Annotated in this window: 17 protein-coding genes; 9 read left to right on the forward strand and 8 right to left on the reverse strand. The window is 68.2% G+C overall.

The genetic code is table 11. The features are described from left to right. Nucleotides 1–378: 378 nt before the first annotated feature. The 6 genes from ACFXHA_RS08045 to ACFXHA_RS08070 all read left to right on the forward strand — a co-directional run bounded on the left by ACFXHA_RS08045 (nucleotide 379) and on the right by ACFXHA_RS08070 (nucleotide 6,937). Nucleotides 379–1,008, forward strand: a complete 630-nt coding sequence (locus ACFXHA_RS08045) for a transglycosylase family protein (RefSeq protein ID WP_379354212.1) — start codon at nucleotides 379–381, stop codon at nucleotides 1,006–1,008. 142 nt (nucleotides 1,009–1,150) lie between these two features. Next, nucleotides 1,151–1,348, forward strand: coding sequence for a hypothetical protein (locus tag ACFXHA_RS08050; RefSeq protein WP_379354214.1), 198 nt, complete (start codon nucleotides 1,151–1,153; stop codon nucleotides 1,346–1,348). Between the two features lie 133 nt (nucleotides 1,349–1,481). After that, a complete protein-coding gene (locus ACFXHA_RS08055; RefSeq protein ID WP_379354216.1) occupies nucleotides 1,482–3,797 on the forward strand; it encodes a helicase-associated domain-containing protein in 2,316 nt (771 codons plus the stop codon). A gap of 94 nt (nucleotides 3,798–3,891) precedes the next feature. Continuing rightward, nucleotides 3,892–5,079 (forward strand): pyridoxal phosphate-dependent aminotransferase, encoded by a 1,188-nt coding sequence (locus ACFXHA_RS08060; protein ID WP_379354218.1) that lies wholly within the window; start codon nucleotides 3,892–3,894, stop codon nucleotides 5,077–5,079. 63 nt (nucleotides 5,080–5,142) lie between these two features. Further along, a complete protein-coding gene (locus tag ACFXHA_RS08065) occupies nucleotides 5,143–6,099 on the forward strand; it encodes a zinc-binding dehydrogenase (protein WP_379354220.1) in 957 nt (318 codons plus the stop codon). Nucleotides 6,100–6,292: 193 nt separating this feature from the next. Further along, nucleotides 6,293–6,937: a LysE family translocator gene (locus ACFXHA_RS08070; RefSeq protein WP_379354222.1), complete on the forward strand. Its 645-nt coding sequence runs from the start codon at nucleotides 6,293–6,295 to the stop codon at nucleotides 6,935–6,937. A 2-nt stretch (nucleotides 6,938–6,939) separates the two neighbouring features. On the opposite strand, the gene ACFXHA_RS08075 is transcribed toward ACFXHA_RS08070, so the two are convergent. The 4 genes from ACFXHA_RS08075 to ACFXHA_RS08090 all read right to left on the reverse strand — a co-directional run bounded on the left by ACFXHA_RS08075 (nucleotide 6,940) and on the right by ACFXHA_RS08090 (nucleotide 11,472). After that, nucleotides 6,940–8,343, reverse strand: coding sequence for a M1 family metallopeptidase (locus tag ACFXHA_RS08075; protein WP_379354224.1), 1,404 nt, complete (start codon nucleotides 8,341–8,343; stop codon nucleotides 6,940–6,942). A gap of 65 nt (nucleotides 8,344–8,408) precedes the next feature. Then, a complete protein-coding gene (locus ACFXHA_RS08080; RefSeq protein WP_379354226.1) occupies nucleotides 8,409–9,047 on the reverse strand; it encodes a LysE family translocator in 639 nt (212 codons plus the stop codon). Nucleotides 9,048–9,107: 60 nt separating this feature from the next. Next, complete coding sequence (locus ACFXHA_RS08085; protein WP_379354227.1) at nucleotides 9,108–9,776, reverse strand: DUF3239 domain-containing protein; 669 nt, start codon at nucleotides 9,774–9,776, stop codon at nucleotides 9,108–9,110. 37 nt (nucleotides 9,777–9,813) lie between these two features. Then, nucleotides 9,814–11,472 (reverse strand): DNA repair helicase XPB, encoded by a 1,659-nt coding sequence (locus ACFXHA_RS08090; protein ID WP_379354229.1) that lies wholly within the window; start codon nucleotides 11,470–11,472, stop codon nucleotides 9,814–9,816. A 232-nt stretch (nucleotides 11,473–11,704) separates the two neighbouring features. On the opposite strand from ACFXHA_RS08090, the gene ACFXHA_RS08095 reads away from it, so the two are divergent. Then, nucleotides 11,705–13,261 carry a cellulase family glycosylhydrolase gene (locus ACFXHA_RS08095; RefSeq protein WP_379354231.1) on the forward strand — a complete coding sequence of 519 codons (1,557 nt, stop codon included), beginning with the start codon at nucleotides 11,705–11,707 and terminating at the stop codon, nucleotides 13,259–13,261. Between the two features lie 295 nt (nucleotides 13,262–13,556). After that, entirely contained in the window at nucleotides 13,557–14,063 is a 507-nt protein-coding gene (locus tag ACFXHA_RS08100; protein ID WP_379354233.1) for a hypothetical protein, read from the forward strand. A 110-nt stretch (nucleotides 14,064–14,173) separates the two neighbouring features. Here the strand turns inward: ACFXHA_RS08100 and sigJ are convergent, their stop codons facing one another. Beyond that, complete coding sequence (gene sigJ / locus ACFXHA_RS08105) at nucleotides 14,174–15,103, reverse strand: RNA polymerase sigma factor SigJ (protein WP_379354235.1); 930 nt, start codon at nucleotides 15,101–15,103, stop codon at nucleotides 14,174–14,176. Between the two features lie 117 nt (nucleotides 15,104–15,220). On the opposite strand from sigJ, the gene ACFXHA_RS08110 reads away from it, so the two are divergent. Then, entirely contained in the window at nucleotides 15,221–15,802 is a 582-nt protein-coding gene (locus ACFXHA_RS08110) for a GNAT family N-acetyltransferase (protein WP_379354237.1), read from the forward strand. Between the two features lie 147 nt (nucleotides 15,803–15,949). On the opposite strand, the gene ACFXHA_RS08115 is transcribed toward ACFXHA_RS08110, so the two are convergent. The 3 genes from ACFXHA_RS08115 to ACFXHA_RS08125 form a co-directional block, all read right to left on the reverse strand. Continuing rightward, nucleotides 15,950–17,041 (reverse strand): 3-deoxy-7-phosphoheptulonate synthase, encoded by a 1,092-nt coding sequence (locus ACFXHA_RS08115; RefSeq protein WP_379354239.1) that lies wholly within the window; start codon nucleotides 17,039–17,041, stop codon nucleotides 15,950–15,952. 274 nt (nucleotides 17,042–17,315) lie between these two features. Continuing rightward, nucleotides 17,316–17,678 carry a PH domain-containing protein gene (locus ACFXHA_RS08120; RefSeq protein ID WP_379354240.1) on the reverse strand — a complete coding sequence of 121 codons (363 nt, stop codon included), beginning with the start codon at nucleotides 17,676–17,678 and terminating at the stop codon, nucleotides 17,316–17,318. A 16-nt stretch (nucleotides 17,679–17,694) separates the two neighbouring features. Continuing rightward, nucleotides 17,695–18,576 (reverse strand): oxidoreductase, encoded by an 882-nt coding sequence (locus tag ACFXHA_RS08125; RefSeq protein ID WP_379354242.1) that lies wholly within the window; start codon nucleotides 18,574–18,576, stop codon nucleotides 17,695–17,697. Between the last annotated feature and the right edge of the window lie 106 nt (nucleotides 18,577–18,682).

An 18,682-nucleotide genomic window follows, 5' to 3' on the forward strand; every position in this document is an offset into this window, starting at 1 on the left:
TTACCCGAGCATGCCTGTGATCTTCGTCACATAACGAGAAGGTCACGAAGCGGTGACAGACCCCTATCGGCGGAGACTCGCCGTGACCACCTGCGAAGAAGCCATCCGGAACCCCTTGCGCCGGTTAGCGACCCGGACAGACACGACGGTTACCAAATGGAGACTTTTCACGGGAGTCGCCGTAATGTTCACCACCAGCCGGGTCAGCCCGGCGCCACCGGCCCGCCGCACCGAACTTCGCCCCGCGGGTACGGACCCCCAACTGGAATCAGGGGCGAAGACGAGGACAGCGCACATCACGTGCGCCGGGCCGGACGACCTCTCAGTTCGACCCCGGTAGTCATCCTCGAAGGCGCGTACGAGAGGAAAGACCCGAAAATGAGTGGACGCCATCGCAAGCCGACCAACACCGGCCGCACCGTCGCCAAGGTTGCCCTGACGGGCATCGCCCTCGGCGGCGCCGGAGTGGCCATGGCAGGTAACGCCAGCGCGGCACCCGACTCCGACTGGGATCGCCTCGCACAGTGCGAAGCCGGCGGTAACTGGGGCATCAACACCGGCAACGGTTTCCAGGGCGGGCTGCAGTTCTCGCCCGGCACCTGGAACGCCTCCGGCGGCGGCGAATACGCCCCCACCGCCAACCAGGCCACCCGTGAGCAGCAGATCGCGGTCGCCGAGAAGGTCCTCGCGACGCAGGGCTGGGGCGCATGGCCCTCCTGCTCCTCGAGCCTCGGACTGACCAGCGGCTCCACCCCGCGCAGCGCCCCCGCGCCCGCCGCCTCCGAGACCCCGCAGTGGGCCCCGCAGCAGGCCGGCCCCGGCGGCGGCACCAACGCCAACCAGGACGTCTTCCAGGCTGTGGACCGCGCCATCGCGGTCGCCCAGTCGCAGGGTGTGAACATCCCCCAGCCCGCCCTGGACTTCCTCAACGCCACCAAGGCCAACAACAATCTCGACCCGGCCATCGTGAACTTCTTCGAGGCGAACAAGGGCCTGCTCCCCCAGTAGGCAACCCCACGTTCCCTCCCCATGAATGCCCCGCGTCAATGACGACGCGGGGCATTCGTGATTTCGGGTAGCTGGCGGAACGCCGTGCCCGGAGCAAACTTCCGGGTGCCGGAGCGGGCGGTCTTGTGGGGGTCATGCCAGAATGAGCGGCGTGGTGAACAAATCGAACAAACCCTATGTCGACAACGGCTGGCCGGAGATGGCCAATGGCGATCACGCGGTCACCGAGCTCTCGTCGAGCCGCTCCGGCGGACTGTCCCCGTACGGCGAGGACCTCGAGTTCCCGCTTCCGGCCGATCAGCTGCCCTACGTGCACCCGCACACCGTCGTCAACCGCTGATCCGACGCTCGACCGACAACCATGCGGTTAACGGCGCTCGTTTCCGGGCGGCCGCCGCGCAATCGACTCCAGGCATCGTTGCCCGCCTGGTCTCCGCGGCGGCCGCACACTTGTGTGCCCTGGATCGGGTGAAGTGACCGAAACCAAATCCAAGTCGGCGGCCGCGCGCGCCGATCTCACACTGGCCGAATGGCTTTCCAAGCGCGCCGACGAGGACCTCGTCACGCTGCTGGAGCTGCGGCCCGATCTCGCCGTCCCACTGCCCGCCTCGATGGCGGTGCTGGCCGCGCGCACCGAACAGCGCGCCTCGGTGCTGCGGGCCGCGGACGAGCTCGACACCCTCGATCTCGCGATCATCGAAACCCTGGTGGTACAGGGTGCCGCGGACGGCCGGCACGGCGCGCCGCTGCCCGCCAAGACACTGCGCAAACTGCTGTCGGATCGCGTCCCGGCGGCCACCGTCAATGCCGCGCTACAGAAACTGCGCACCCGCGCCCTGGTCTGGGGCCCGGACACCGGCCTGCGGCTGAGCCCCGCCGCCCAGGAGGCACTGCCCTGGCCGCTGGGCAGCACCACCGAACTGCCGGACGCGCTCACCGAACCCGAAATCGCCGCCGCGCTGGCCGAATCCACGCCGCAGGAACGCGCGCTGCTGGACAAGCTGGCCACCACCGGCCCGCGCGGCCGCACCCGCGACGCAGCGCCCGGCACCCCGGACGACCGGCCGGTGCAGCGACTGCTGGCGCGTCGATTACTGAACTGGATCGACGAGGAGACCGTCGAATTGCCGGTGGCGGTCGGCCAATTGCTGCGCAACGAGCCGGTCACCGATCCGCACGCGCTCGTTGCCCCGCGCCCCGGCACCACCAAGCACGCCCCCGCCGATATCAATGCCACGGCCGCGGGCGAGGTGGGAGAACTGTTGCGGCACAGTGCCTCCGTGCTGGAGGTGCTGGCCCGGGTGCCCGCCCCGGTGCTGCGCTCGGGCGGTCTCGGGGTGCGTGAGCTGCGCCGGGTCGCCAAACAGACCGGTATCGACGAGAACCGGCTGGGCCTGCTGGCCGAAATCCTCGTCGCGGCACGGCTGCTCGACAAGGGCACCCCCGAACCCGCACCCGAGGGCGACGGCACCGACGACTACTGGACCCCCACCACCACCTCCGACGCCTGGCTCGCGGTGGTACCGCCACGCCGCTGGGTGGTGCTCGCGCAGGCATGGCTGGAGCTGGACCGGTTCCCGTGGATGATCGGTCTGCGCGACGCCAATGACAAACCGCTGGCCGCGCTGTCGGCCGAACTGCGCACCGTGCACGCCGTCCGCGATCGGCACGCCCTGCTCGAACTGCTCGCCGAATTCCCGCCCGGCACCGAGGTTTCCGCCACCGACCTGGGCCGGGTCCTGGCCTGGCGGCAACCCCGCCGGCGACGGCACTACCGGCTCGAAGCGGTGGAAAGCACCCTCGCGGAAGCGGCGACGCTGGGCCTGGTCGCGCGCGGCGCGGTGACCTCGGCGGGCCGCGCCCTGCTGCACGGCAGCCCGGAGGACGCCGAGGCCGAGATGGCGATCGCGCTGCCGGCCCCGGTGGATCATGTGCTGGTGCAGGCCGATCTGACCGTGATCGCGCCCGGCCCGCTCACCCCGGAGCTGCGGGATCGGATCGAACTGGTCACCGATATCGAATCGGCCGGTGCCGCAACGGTGTACCGGGTCAGCGAGCTGTCGGTGCGCCGCGCCCTGGACGCGGGCGCCACGGCCGCGGAACTGCACAATCTGTTCCTCACCCATTCCCGCACGCCGGTCCCGCAGTCGCTGTCGTATCTCATCGACGATGTGGCCCGCCGCCACGGCCGCCTGCGCGCGGGGATGGCGCAGAGTTTCGTGCGCAGCGAGGATCCGGCGCTGCTGGCCGAGGTACTGGCCGCACCCGTGGCCGGGGAACTCGCGTTGCGCGCGGTCGCGCCGACCGTCGCGATCTCCCAGGCATCGCTGGGCGAAGTGCTGGAACGCCTGCGCGCGGCCGGATTCAGCCCGGCGGGCGAGGATTCCTCGGGCGCCATCGTCGATCTGCGTCCGCGCGGGGCCCGGCTGCCCGCCCGGCCCCAGCAGCGCTCGGCCTGGCGGCCCAACCCGCCGAGCACCGAGCAGCTGCAATCGTTGGTGGCCGAACTGCGCTCGGGCGAGCGGGCCGCCAATGCCCGCCCCGGACAGGCGGTTCGGTCGGACGGCTCGCGCACCAGCACCGTCGCCACCCTGAATCTGCTGCAACTCGCCGCCCGCACCCGCCGCCCGGTCCACATCGGTTACGTGGACGCGTCGGGTGTCGCCACGCAGCGAGTCGTGGAACCGCTCAAGGTGGGTGGCGGGCAGCTCGACGCCCTGGATCCGGTTACGGGCGCGGTCCGGCACTTCACATTGCACCGCATCGCCTCGGTCGCGCTGGTCGAATAGGAATCGCCCGGAGTCGAACCCGTGACGAGGTCCTCGACGGGCGACAGCCGTGCCCGTTCGAGACCAGGGCCGCCCGATTCACTATCCTCCGGTCATGCCGTCCCGCATTCCGACCGTCGCCCGTCTGCAGCCGTTCGCCTCGACGATCTTCGCCGAGATGACCGAACTGGCCGTCCGCCACGGTGCGGTCAATCTCGGTCAGGGGTTCCCGGACAGTGACGGTCCGGCGGGCATGCTCGAGGTGGCGCGGCAGGCCATCGCCGACGGGTTCAACCAGTACCCGCCGGGGCGGGGCGTGCCCGCGCTGCGGCAGGCCATCGCGGCGGATCGGGCGCGACGCTACGGCACCCATTACGACCCGGACAGTCAGGTGCTGGTCACGGTCGGGGCCACCGAGGCGATCGCGGCGACCGTGCTGGGACTCGTCGAACCCGGCGACGACGTGGTGCTGATCGAGCCCTACTACGACTCGTACGCGGCCGCCATCGCCCTCGCGGGGGCGAATCGCCGGACCGCGCGGCTGGTGGCCGACGGCGACGGGTTCGCCCTCGATCTGGACAGCCTGCGCGCGGCCATCACCCCGAAAACCCGCCTGCTGCTGGTGAATTCGCCGCACAACCCGACCGGCACCGTACTCTCGCGGGCCGATCTCACCGCCATCGCCGAAATCGCCATCGAGCACGACCTCTACGTCATGTCCGACGAGGCGTACGAGCATCTCGCCTTCGACGGGCACGAGCACATCAGCCTGTCGACGCTGCCCGGCATGTTCGAGCGCACCATCGTGATCTCCAGTGCGGCAAAGACGTTCAGCGTCACCGGCTGGAAGATCGGCTGGGCGTGCGCGCCCGCACCGCTGCTGGACGCGGTATTGGCGGCCAAGCAGTTCCTCACCTTCGTCGGCGGCGGCCCCTTCCAGCCCGCCATCGCGCACGCCCTGAACAAGGAGCAGCAGTGGGTGGCGGCGCTGCGGGACACCCTCGCGGAGAAGCGACTTCGCCTCTCGGCCGCGCTGGCCGAGGCCGGATTCGGGGTGAAGCGCAGCGACGGCACCTATTTCGTGTGCGCCGATATCACGCCGCTCGGCGCGAGCGACGCCTACGACTTCTGCCGTGAACTCCCAGCACGGCTCGGGGTCGCGGCCGTCCCGGTCAGTGTGTTCGCCGATGACAAGGCCGCCTGGAATCACCTGGTGCGCTTCACCTTCTGCAAGAAGGAGGAGACGATCGCCGAGGGTGTCCGCCGCCTGCGGGCCGGGCACACGGTGGAGGCTCTCGGCTGACAGTTGCCCGGCGGATACTCGCGCGCTGCGGAATGATCCGGCGGGCCGTACGGTTGTGAGCCGTTGTCGCACCACGAGACGAACGGACACCCCATGCTCGGCTACCTCACCGACCCCTCCGGTCCCGCGGGCCTGCGCCTCGCCACCGATCTGCCCGAGCCGCAGCCGCGACCGGACGAAGTGATCGTCGAGGTCCGGGCCTTCGCCATCAATCACGACGAGCTCAATCTGATCCGGCGGCGGCCCGACGGCTGGCGGCCGGGACAGGATGTGGCCGGGGTGGTGGTCGCGGCGGCCGCCGACGGGTCCGGGCCCGCGGTCGGTGCGCGCGTGGTTTGCTACCTCGACTGGGAAGGCTGGGCCGAGCGCATCCCGGTGCCGGTGAAACGCGTTGCGGTGCTGCCGGATTCGGTGTCGTTCGAGCAGGCCGCCGCACTGCCCATCGCGGGCATCACCGCGCTGCGGGCCGTGCGGGTGGGTGGCGCACTGCTGGGCCGCCAGGTCCTGATCACCGGAGCCACCGGCGGAGTGGGCCAGTTCGCGGTCCAGTTGGCCGTGGCGGCCGGTGCCACCGTGACCGCACTGGTCAGCCGCCCGGAACGCATCCCCGACGCGCTTTCGCTCGGTGCCCACCACGCCGTCACCTCCCTCGAGGATCCGGCACTGGGCCCCTTCCACCTGGTCCTCGATGGCATCGGCGGCGACCTCACCGCCCCGGCCGTGCGTCGCCTGGCCCCCGGCGGCCACCTCGCCTGGTACGGAAACCTCGGCGGCGCGGCCGAACTCCGCCTCGCCGACTTCTACGCCCAGGGCTGGAACGCCCACATCGTCGGCTTCATCAGCCCCGTCCCGGAAGACACCCTCGGCGAAGATCTCGCCATTCTGGCCAACCTGGTGGCCGACGGCCGCCTCACCCCGGACATCGGGCTCACCCTGGACTGGACCGAAACCCCGAAAGCCTTCGAAGCCATCGAATCCCGCACCCTGCGCGGCAAAGCCGTTCTAACCCTGGGCAACTGACGCCCGATCCCCCATTCCGGCAGCGCCCCACCTCGCCATTCCGGCAACGCCTCACCTCGTTATTCCGGCGTGCTGGGATGGCATTCGATGTGGCGGTCCACCAGGTGGCTGGCGGTCCACCAGGTGGTTGGCGGTCCACTAGGTGGCAAGTGGCCCGCGACAGGAATCAGTCGCGGCTCGGAGAATTGGGCGCGTGATTGAAACGACTGCGGTGCTGGGAGTTGCGGCGGCGGAACTGGTGCTGGTGCTGACGCCGGGGCCGAACATGATGTATCTGGTGTCGCGGACCATCTCTCAGGGGCGGCGGGCCGGGCTGGTGTCGCTGGCGGGTGTGGCGGTGGGATTCGGGACCTACATGGTGGCGGCCGCCGTCGGGATCACCGCGGTGTTCGCCATGGTGCCCGCGCTGTATCTGGCGTTGAAGGTGGCGGGGGCGGGCTATCTGCTTTATCTGGCGTGGAAGATATTGCGGCCGGGCGGCGTTTCGCCGTTCGCCCCGATCGAGCTGCCCCCGGATTCGACGCGGCGGCTGTTCACGATGGGGCTGGTCACCAACCTGCTGAATCCGAAGATCGCCGTGCTGTACATGGCACTGATTCCGCAGTTCGTGGTGCCCGCGCACGGACGGGTCTGGTTGCAGAGCCTGATCTTGGGTGGCGTGCAGACCAGCATCGCCGTCGTCATGAACGGGCTCATCGTGCTCAGCGCGGGAGCGATCGCGACCTTCCTGGCGAGACGGCCGCTCTGGCTGCGTGCCCAGCGGTTGGTCACCGGTACCGTCCTCGGCGCGATGGCGGCCCTGGTGCTGTCGGACCGCACCCGCCCGCTCCCGGCCTGAGGTCAGGAGCGCAGCGAGCCCGGGTACAGGAATTCGTCGGCAGGCCGGTCGGTCCGGTCCAGCCAGGCGGCGAAGAATCCCGTCAGGTCGTGCGGTGTGCGTGTCTGCATGAACTGGCGGAACTCCGGCATCGAGGCGTTGCCGTACTTGTGCGCCATCACGAAGTCGCGCACGGCCGGGAAGTAGGCGTCGTCACCCATGGTCCGGCGCAATGCGTGCAGGAACAGCGGCCCGCGGTAGTACACCGAGGTGAATTCGCTGCCCTTGCCGGGATTCTGCAGCGCGATCTGCCAGAACTTCGGATCGTCATGGTATTTCGCGACCGTGTCACGGTACATGGCGTCGACGTCCTTGCCGTCCTTGCGTTCCGGCCACAGGTAGTCGGCGGTGTAGCTGGCGAAGCATTCGTTCAGGCAGACATCCGACCACTGCTTGACCGACATGGAATCGCCCCACCACTGGTGGGTGACCTCGTGCACCACGGTGTCCAGGTCGGTCCAGGGCGCGTAGATGGGCCGCGACTGGGTCTCCAGCGAGAAATTCAGATCGGTGTCGACGAAGATGCCGCCCGCGACATCGAACGGGTAGGGGCCGTAGAGCTCCTCCTGGAAGTCCAGGATCTCCGGCAGCCGCGACTCGATGTCCTTGGCCTTCAACGCGTCCGGCGCGAACGCACTCAACAGCTGGGTTCCATTGGCGCGCCGCTGTTCCAGGAATTCGAACTTGTCGATGGCGATGGTGGTCAGATAGCCGATCACCGGCTGCCGCATCTCCCAGGAGACGGTGCGATTCGCACCCGACACGGTGTCGGACACCTTGTCACCGCCCGACATCACCTCCCACTCCTGCGGCACGGTGGCGTGCAGCGTGAAAGTCGCTTTGTCCGTGGGGATGTCGTTGAGCGGATACCAGCTGCTGGCCGAATGCGGTTCGCCCGCGACGAAGGCCCCGCCGCTGGGCGAGAACACCCAGCCCTCACCGTCGGTGCCGGTCACCGGGCCCGCGTAGTCGACCTGCACGGTGAACGGCAGCCCGGGCAGCAGCGGAATCAGGGGTGTCACGACCAGTTCGTGCTCGTCGGTGCGATCGAACCAGGCAGGCAGGTTGTTGACCGTCACCTTGGAGATCTGCGGCCCGCTGTAATCCAGGTTGAACGTCCGCAGCGCCTGCGTGGCCGTCGCGTCGATGCGGGTCGACCCGGTCAGCTGATGCGACGGGGGGTCGTAGGAGATCGTGACGTCGTAATGGCTCGCGTTGTAGCCACCATTGCCGTCCATCGGATAGTAGGGATCACCCGCTCCCGGCGCGCCCGCGAAGGGATCACCCGAATCCGCCTGCGCTGGAGCCGCATTCGCGCCCACCAGCAGTACCGCCCCCACCACCATGTACCGCCAGTTCGCCCTCATGCGTTCCTACCACCCCTTGTCGTCGGTGCCGATGTCCGTCTCGCCGATGCTAATCGGCGGGTATCTCAGTTGGTGCTGCCCGACACGGCGACGCTCGCGCCCAGCCCGATGATCATCACACCACCCGCGCCGCCGACCGCCTCCAGCCGCTTGGGCGAGCGCGCGAACCATTCCCGCGCGGTGCCGGCCAGCAGGGCGTAGACGGAGTCGGAGATGAGCGCGACGCCCAGGAAGATCGCCCCGAGCAGCAGCATCTGCAGCGGGACCGCGCCCACCTTGGGCGCCACGAACTGCGGCAGCACGGCGGAGAAGAAGATGATCGCCTTGGGGTTGGTGACCCCGACCAGCACGGCCTGCCGCATGGCGCGGCGGTTGTCGACGGGTTCGAGCTTGGCCTCGAACGCCTCACGCAGGGAACGCCGTTCCCGGAAGGCCTGGATGCCCAGGTAGATCAGGTACAGCGCGCCGGCCAGTTTCACCACCGAGAGCGCGATGGCCGAGGCGGCGAGGATGGTGCCGAGCCCGGCGGCCACCAGTCCGAGGATGATCAGGACCCCGAGGGAGTGGCCGATGACCGAGAGCAGCGCGGCGCGCCGCCCGTAGGAGAGCGCCCGGCCGATGACGAAAAGCACACCGGGACCGGGGATTATGACAATGACTATGGAGGCGATGAGGAACGCCAGCAAGTTCGCGGCGGGAATCATCCGATCATTCTATTTCCCGGAGCGAGACCTGTCGCCTGGAATTCCGTCGGCGCGAAAGGCTCAGCCGCGCAGCTCTTCCGGCAGCTGCTGCGGGTCGAGCAGCAGCCGCTTGGCGTCGGCCCCGCGCACCTTGTCGGCCAGATCGAGGTTGTCGGTCAGCAGTTTCCACTCGACCTCGGTGATCAACCCGCGGGCCCGCTCGATGATGTTGAGATCCCGGGTCCCCCAGGCGATGGGCATGGCGCTCACCGTCTGCCACAGATCCCCGACCGGGCCGGGCGCGCGATCCACCCGCACGGTCACCGCGGGCACCCGCTCCCCCGCGCGGGCCCGATGGCCCGGTAGCGAGCGGACCGTGCGCGTCACCAGCGCGTAGCGCGGCCCCTGCGCGGTGGGCTTGGCCAGGTCGACCAGCGCCAGCAGGGTCGCCCCGTTGCCGTGCGTCTCCGACACCACCGCGGGCACCAGGTCGCCCGCCGCGTACAGCTTGTCGACCCGCCCGCGATGCGGCATCCAGTACCCGATGAACAGGGCGGTGACCGCGGCCAGCAGGAATGCCACCGCCAGCAGCCACGACCACGGATGGTTCACCCACACCAGGAACGCGACACCCAGCCCGAGGGCGATGGCCGCGGTATATGCCCAGATCCGAAGCCGACGCAGGTATGCGACGACCTCGTTGACCGCTCGGGCATGCTCACGGTCCACCGTGAATTCGAAGCGCCGCACGTGCGTCCCTCCCGCCTTATGGAGGCTCTTCCTCCACTTATCCTATCGTCGGCCCCAGCAGGTCGTCTGCATCGGTGATGCGATAGGCATACCCCTGCTCCGCAAGGAAACGCTGCCGATGCGCAGCATATTCGGCGTCCAGCGTGTCACGCGCGACCACCGAATAGAAGTGAGCTTGCCCGCCATCGTGTTTGGGCCGCAGCAGCCGCCCCAGCCGCTGCGCCTCCTCCTGCCGCGATCCGAAGGTGCCCGAAACCTGTACGGCCACAGACGCTTCGGGTAGGTCGATGGAGAAGTTGGCGACCTTCGACACCACCAGCACCGGAATCTCCCCGCGCCGGAAGGCGTCGAAGAGCTCCTCACGCTCCTTGGTGCGGGTGGAACCCTGAATCACCGGGGCATTGAGATGCTCACCCAGTTCATCCAGCTGATCGAGGTAGGCCCCGATCACCAGGCTCGGCGAATTCTTGTGCTTGGCCAGAATCGCCTCCACCACCGGCAGTTTGGTGCGCGCGGTGGAGCACAGCTTGTAGCGCTCCTCCGGTTCGGCGGTGGCGTAGGCCATGCGCTCGGCATCGGTCAGCGTGACCCGCACCTCGACGCAGTCGGCGGGCGCGATCCAGCCCTGCGCCTCGATGTCCTTCCACGGCGCGTCGTAGCGCTTGGGGCCGATCAGCGAGAACACGTCACCCTCGCGGCCGTCCTCACGCACCAGGGTGGCGGTCAGGCCCAACCGGCGACGCGACTGCAGATCCGCGGTCATCCGGAAGACCGGCGCGGGCAGCAGGTGCACCTCGTCGTAGACGACCAGACCCCAGTCGCGGCTGTCGAACAACTCCAGATGCCGGTACTCGCCCTTGGTCTTGCGGGTGACCACCTGATAGGTCGCGATGGTGACCGGCCGAATCTCCTTGCGCTCCCCGGAGTATTCGCCGATCTCGTCCTCGGTCAGCGAGGTGCGGGCCAGCAGTTCGCGCCGCCACTGCCGCCCGGCCACGGTATTGGTGACCAGGATCAGCGTGGTCGCCTTCGCCTTGGCCATGGCCGCCGCGCCCACCATGGTCTTGCCCGCGCCACAGGGCAGCACCACCACGCCGGATCCGCCCGCCCAGAAGGAGTCGACGGCCATTTCCTGATAGTCGCGCAGATGCCATTCGCTGGACTCGAAGTCCAGGTCGATCTGATGCGCCTCGCCGTCGACATAGCCCGCGAGATCCTCGGCGGGCCAGCCCACCTTCAGCAGCATCTGTTTGATCCGCCCGCGCTCCGACGGGTGCACGATGATCGTGTCGTCGTCGATGCGCGCGCCCAGCATGGGCTGAATCTTCTTGTGCCGCATGATCTCTTCCAGCACCGCGCGGTCCAGGCTGACCAGCACCAGCCCGTGCGCCGGATGCTTCATCAGCTGCAGCCGTCCGTAGCGGGCCATGGTCTCGACGATGTCGACCAGCAGCGGCTGCGGCACCGCGTACCGGCTGAAGTTGACCAGGGCGTCGACCACCTGCTCGGCGTCGTGCCCGGCCGCGCGCGCGTTCCACAGCGCCAGCGGGGTCACCCGGTAGGTGTGCACATGCTCGGGCGCGCGTTCCAGCTCCGCGAACGGCGCGATGGCCTGCCGAGCGGCATTGGCCGACTCGTGATCGACCTCCAGCAGCAGGGTCTTGTCACTCTGCACGATGAGTGGACCGTCGGTCACGAGCACCTCCTGGCTTGTTCGGCTCGAATGAGCCTGGTCCATTCTCCAGGAACCGACCGACAAGGCCACGTGACCTGCATCCTTTTCGCTGAGAGCGGAGGTTTCGGCCGGTCAGGAGGGCATTGGATTCCACGAAAACGGTCAAGACCCGAGTTTCTGTGGCTACGATCACCCAAACTTGGACAGACGTCCATTTGGACACTTGATCTGATTGCACTGAACAGGGATGGCAATGCGCAGGAACACAGCCCGGAATCGATGGAAACGCGGCGGAGGATTCGCGGGCGCGGCGCTCGCGGCGGTGCTCACCGTGGCACTGCCCACGCCCGGGATCGCCACGGCCGACAGCGGCATCGAGCGGATCCACACCGACGGGGCCCGGTTCGTGGACGACAGCGGCCGCACCGTGGTGCTGCACGGGGTCAACAATGTCGACAAGGAACCGCCCTACATCGAACCCGGCGACGGTTTCACCCTCACCGCCGACGACGCGGCCCTGCTCGCACGGCACGGATTCAACACGGTCCGCCTCGGCGTCTCGTTCGACGGCCTGATGCCGGCCCAGGGCGTCATCGACACCGCCTACCTCGACCGGATCGCCGGAGTCGTGGACACCCTGGCGCAGTACGGGATTCACACCCTGCTCGACAACCATCAGGACGGCCTGTCGAAGGTGTGGGGCGGCAACGGCTTTCCGGAATGGGCCATTCACGCCCGGCCCGGAGCCGGTGAACCCAATGTGGGCTTCCCGCTGTTCTACCTGATGCCCAGCATGAATCAGGGCTGGGACGAGGTCTGGAACAACACCTACGGAGTGCTCGACTACCTGGGCGACGCGCTGGGCGCGCTCGCGGCGCGGGTGAGCGGCCACCCGGGCGCGCTCGGCATCGAGTTGCTCAACGAGCCGTGGCCGGGATCGGCCTTCCTGTCCTGCTATCCGAACGGGTGCCCCGGCTTCGATGTCAAATATCAAGCGGCCATGCAGAAGCTGACCGACGCGGTGCGGGGCCGCAACGGCGACCTGATGGTGCTGTGGGAACCCAATGTCACCTGGAACGAGACCATGCCCACCAACCTGGGCAAGAATCCGCCGATCAGCGCGCCCGATATCGCGTTCGCGCCGCACGACTACTGCATTCCCAGCCAGCTGACCATCTATTCGGGCCTGCCCGGCTTCCTGCGCGGCCTGTGCCCGGCGCAGCAGGACAAGACCTGGGGCAATATCGACGCCTTCACCGCCCGCACCCACCTGCCTACGCTGGTCACCGAATTCGGTGACGGGGACGCGAGCGTGCTGCGCAATACCCTCGTCAATGCCGACAACCGCTTCGTGAGCTGGCAGTACTGGCATTACGCCTCGAGTTTCGGGCCGAGCGGTCCGAAACCGGATCCGTTCCTCGGCGATATCGGCAAGCAGTTGGTGCGCACCTATCCGCGGGCGACCGCGGGCACGCCCGGCCGGATGATCTTCGATCCGGACACCGGCGATTTCGCCTACCGCTACACCCCGCATGCCGGGGTCACCGAGATCTACGTGTCCGATCTGCACTACCCGGACGGGTATGCGGTGCGGGTCGACGGGGGCCGGGTCACCTCCGCGCCGGGCGCGCGGGTGGTGACGGTGCAGGCGGACGCCTCGACGCCGGTCACCGTCTACGTCAATCGGCCGGGATCGAAAGGCGCAACCGTGCCGAGTGGCCCGATCGGGACAGGCTCGGCGGACAGCGGTTCCGGGTCCGGTTCGAGCTCCGGATCGGGCTCGGGTTCCGGCTCCGGCTCGGCGGGCTGATCCGCGAAACCCGTTGACGTGCTTTGTGTAACGAGCCATCGACGGGAAACGACACACAGCGAGTGCACAGTTTTGGACGTGCGCCCAAAATAGTTCCGATCGAGAGGCAAGACAGTGAACACACTCAGCCTGACGTTCCTCGGCGCCCTGCCCGTACTCCTCATCAACATGTCGCTGCTGGCGATGCACGGACTGTCCATGCTGCACTGACGAGGTATTCTCACCGCGTTCACAGCCGTGAACTGTTCGGTGAGAAAGGTTTTCGCTAGTGAAGTTCGCAGGAACGAGGACTCTCGTGCGCCTCGTACTCGCCCTCGTGGCGGTGGCCGTGGCCGTGCTGGCCGTATCCGGCTGTTCGATGCTGAAGGATTCCAGCAAGTCCGATACCGCCAAGTCCAAGGTGGGTGACTGCATCAACGTCATCGAGGGGTCGCAGTCCGACTCCAAGACGACGCCGATCGACTGCTCCAGCGAAAAGGCCGTGTACAAGGTGGCCGCGGTCTTCGACGCCACCGCCACCTGCCAGGACCAGCAGACCTCCTACGAGGAGAAGGACGGCGGCAACAAGACCGTCGCTTTCCTGTGCCTGAGCCCGAACTTCAAGGAAGGCTCCTGCTACAACGAGAGCCAGACCACCGGCTACAAGTTCGTGGCGTGCACGGCCCCCGAGGCCTCGTTCAAGGTGCTCAAGCGCATCGACGGCCAGGCCGACGAATTCGCCTGCGACACCGCCACCACGATCGCCTTCCGCACCGTCCCGGAACCGAAGACCACCTTCTGCCTCGGCGACCCCAAGAAGTAAAACCAACTCTCGGGACTCTCAGGGGCTTCGCCCCTGAAACCCCAGGGGCGTTTATGGGGGCTCCGCCCCCCATACCCCCGGATCACTCAGTGCGGTACTCGAAGGATCACTCAGTGCGGTACTCGAATGCCCTTCAACTTGGCCGGGTTGACGACGTCGTAGACGCCCCAGACCCGGCCGTCGCGGACGGTGAAGCCGTAGACGCGCGGCGGGCTGCCCGGTTGGCCCTCGTGGGAGGCGAATTCGTGGGCGAGGATGCCCCATTGGCCGTTGACGAGGACCGGTTCGAGTACGCGGGCCGGTCCGACGTAGTCGGGGTCGAAGAGTCGGAACCTGCGCCGCAGGCCCATCCAGAGGCGCGCGTTCTTGTCCACGCCCGCAACCACATTGATGGCGGTGGACACCACGCCTCCACCGTCGCCTACGGTGCGGATATCCGGATGTAGTGCCGCCACAATGGCATCCACGTTGCCGGCGGCCAGCGCGGACAGCAGGCGTTGCACGGCGGCACTGTGCTCGTCATCGGTGACCGGTGCGGGCGCTGCCGCCACGGCCTTGCGGGCCCGGGTCGCCAACTGCCGTGCCGCGTCGGCGGAAATGCCGAGGATATCGGCGATTTCGCCGAACGGCACCGCGAAGCCGTCGTGCAGGACGAAGGCCACACGCTGCGGCGGGGTGAGGGTATCCAGCACCACCATTGCGGCGAAACGGAATTCCTGTTTGCGCACCACCGCCGTGAGCGGATCCGGGGTGCTCGACGGCGTGAGCGCGGTGACGATGGGCTCCGGGAGCCATTGCCCCACATACTTTTCCCGCCGGACCGCGGCGCTGCGCAGCCGATCCAGGCAGATGTGGCTGACCACCGTGGTGAGCCAGGCCCGCAGATCCTCGATCTCGGATTGGCGGGCCACCGACAGGCGTAGCCAGCTCTCCTGCACGGCATCCTCGGCGTCGCTGACGCTGCCGGTGAGCCGGTAGGCCACCGAGAGCAGATGCGACCGATGCGTTTCGAACAAGTCGGCAAGAAGAGCGGCAACCATCGCCCCCGATCCTACGACCGCCCGGTGACACCCTTGCGACCGGGCGGTGCGATCGGGGCCCGAATGCCGGCGGGAAAGACCGTGCGCCCCCGCCCGTTTCCGTGACAGCATGACCGCATGGACGCGGAATTCCTTTCCGACGGCGCGGTCTGGCTGTCGCCGCCGGCCGTCTCCGATATCGACGCCATCACCACCCTGTGCCAGGAACCTTCCATCGGCGCGTGGACCACCATGCCGGTCCCCTATCACCGGGCCGACGCGGAGAAATTCATCTACGACATCGTCGGTCCGGGCTGGGCCACCCGCAGTCCCACCTGGGCGCTGCGTCCCGGTGACGGCGGCCCGGTCGTCGGCATGATCGGCCTGAGTCCGCTCTATCCGCGCCGCGACGACAATCAGGCCGAGATCGGCTTCTGGCTCTCCCCCACCGCCCGCGGTCGCGGCCTGATGACCCGCGCCGCCCAACTGGTCACCGCCGCCGCGCTGGATCCGGCCGCACTGGCCTTCGAACGGGTGGAATGGCGTGCCTTCACGGGCAATCACGCCTCGGCCGCGGTGGCCCGCCGCAGCGGCTTCCACTTCGAGGGCCTGATCCGCGGCGGCGGCATGCAGCGCGGCACCCGCCGCGACATCTGGGTGGCGGGACGGCTGCGCGCGGATCCCTCGACGCCCGGCCCGAACTGGCCCCCGGGCGTCTGAGCCAAACCGGTGCCGCGGCCGCGGCCGGGAAAAAGTTCGGCCCACACCCGCCGGACTGGGTGTGGGCCGAACTCAGTGTGCACGCCGGACTCGTTCAGCGCGAGACGAACTCGCTACGAGTGGGTGCGGGTCAGGGGATTTCCGGGCCTAGCCGCGGCCGTTGCGGCGCGCGGTGACGGCGTCGGCGAGCCGCTCGAGCTGGGTGGCGGTGGTGTCCCAGTCGATGCAGGCGTCGGTGATGGACTGGCCGTAGGTCAGCTCCTCCGAGTGCCCGAGGGTGAGGTCCTGGCGGCCCGCGACGATGAAGGATTCCATCATCAGGCCGACCACCGTGTGCTCGCCCGCCGCGATGCGGTCGGCGATATCGGTGACGACATCCACCTGCTTGTTGTGGTCCTTGTTGGAGTTGCCGTGCGAGGCGTCCACCACCAGGCGCTGCGCCAGCGACGACTTCTCCAGGCGCAGTAGGGCTTCCGCGCAGGAGGCGGCGTCGTAGTTGGTGCCGTTGGAGCCGCCGCGCAGGATGACGTGGCAGTCCGGGTTGCCGGCGGTGCGGATGAGCGCGGAACGCCCGTCCAGATCGGTGCCGGGGAACACGTGCGAGGCGGCCGCGGCGCGCACGCCGTCGACGGCGACCTGCACGTCACCGTCGGTGCCGTTCTTGATGCCGACCGGCATGGACAGCGCCGAGGACAGCTGCCGGTGCACCTGGCTGGCCGCGGTGCGCGCGCCGATCGCGCCGTAGGCGACCAGGTCCGCGATGTACTGCGGGGTGATCGGATCCAGGAACTCGCACGCCACCGGCAGGCCGAGCGCGGTGATGTCGACCAGCAGGCGACGGCCCAGGTCCAGGCCGGTGTTGATGTCGAAGCTGCCGTCCAGGTGCGGGTCGTTGATCAGACCCTTCCAGCCCAGCGTGGTGCGCGGCTTCTCGAAGTAGACGCGCATGACGATGTGCAGGCGGTCGTCGAGTTCGGCGGCCTTGGCGGCGAGGCGGCGGGCGTAGTCGATGGCGGCCTCGGGATCGTGCACGGAGCACGGTCCGACGATCACCATGAGGCGGTCGTCGTCGCCGTTGAGGACATCGACGGTGGCCTTGCGGCCGGCGCGCACGATGTCGGCGAGGGTGTCGTCGATGGGATGGGCGGCACGAATCTCACGCGGCGAGCTCAGCGGGCTGACGCTGAGCGTGCGCTGATCGTCGAGATCGGCGTGTTTGTCGAGATCGATGCTGGTCATCGGGGGTTCCTGTTCTCAGGCCGACCCGCGGAATCTCGCTTCGAATTCCCTTGGAGCCGGTCTGTTTTCGTCCGGCTCGGGGTGGAGGATGTCAGCGCAGGTCAGCGCCGCGCGACCCACTCGGGGCCGGCTGGCTAAACCAGAAATACACACGCTGCATGGCTCGGACAGTACCAGAGATCCCGATTCGCGCCTGTGGCGTGCGCCACGATCACTGGGAATCGCGTCCCGGATGCTGAGATACCCCAGCTCAGCGCCACGGGAAATGAGTAGCTCAGCGCAGGATGTAGTGCAGGATCACGTCGTGCACGTGGCGCGTCTTCTCGTCGCCGCGGAACTCCACCTCGTAGGTGTGATGCCCGGTGCTGATCGCAATGTGCCCGGAGGAGAAGAACTGTCCCGCGAACGACTTGTTGGTCAGGATGCTGACGCTCGCGATCCGCCCGTACGGGATGCTCGTGATGGCGATCTTCTTCCCGACGAACGAGTTGTCCTGAATGATGACCCGCCGATCGGTGAGCCCGAGGAATCCGGTGCCCACGCCGATGGCGTCGTAGACCGCCAGGATCTGCTCACCGGGCAGCAGACCCTGCTCGATCTTGTCGTATTGGTCGCGCCGGTCGATCGGAATGTTCATGTCTCCCGGCTCCCGGCTATTTGCGCACGAAGGGGTAGCTGATCTTCGTCAACTGTTCGGAGAGCTCCCACAACCGCCGCGCGGTCACCTCGTCCTTGGAGGCGGCGGTGGAGGTACTCGGCCCGGGATAGCCACGCATGCCGCGCAATCCCGTCGGCCCGTAGAAACCACCCGGCTCGACCTCCGCGGTCGCCGCGAACAGGCTTGGCAGCGCACCCATTTCGGCGCTCTGCGCGAAGATCCGATTGCCGATCGACATGAGCGTGTCGTACAGCGACTCGGTGTGCCCCTGCAGGTCGGTGGCGGCGTAACCGGGATGCGCGGCCACCGACACCTTCGCCGATCCGGCGGCGGACAAGCGGCGCTGCAGTTCCCGCGCGAACATGAGATTGGCCAGCTTGGACTGCCCGTAGGCGGCCCAGCGCTGATACGAGCGCCGCTCCCAGTTCGGGTCCTCGAGATCGATGCGGCCGATGGCGTGCATGCCGCTCGACAGCGTGACCACCCGGTCGCGAATCTTGTCCAGCAGCAACCCGGTCAGCGCGAAATGGCCGAGATGGTTTGTGCCGAACTGGGTTTCGAAGCCGTCCGCGGTGCGCTTGAGCGGCACCGCCATCACGCCCGCATTGTTGATCAGCACATCCGCGCCGTCGATGCCGTCGGCGAACTCGCGCACCGAGGCGAGATCGGCCAGATCCAGCCGACGGACCTGAGCGTTCGGCCCGATCTCGTCGGCCACCGAGCGCGCCTTGACCTCATTGCGGCAGGCCATGATCACCTTCGCGCCGGCGCCCGCGAGCGCTCGCGCGGTGACCGCGCCCAGCCCGCTGTTGGCGCCGGTGACGATGATCGTCCGGCCCGCTTGATCGGGGATGTCGGAGATGTCCCAGCCGCTCACGGGGTCGAGTCTAGGGGCGCGGGGGCACGCCCGTCCGGTGTCGGCGGGAACCGGCCACCGTCTCGCTGTTTGCCCGCACTCGGTCCGGTGGCCGGGCGCGGCGTGT

Origin of the sequence: Nocardia sp. NPDC059240 (assembly GCF_042753865.1) — a bacterium.
In the GTDB taxonomy this organism is placed as follows: domain Bacteria; phylum Actinomycetota; class Actinomycetes; order Mycobacteriales; family Mycobacteriaceae; genus Nocardia.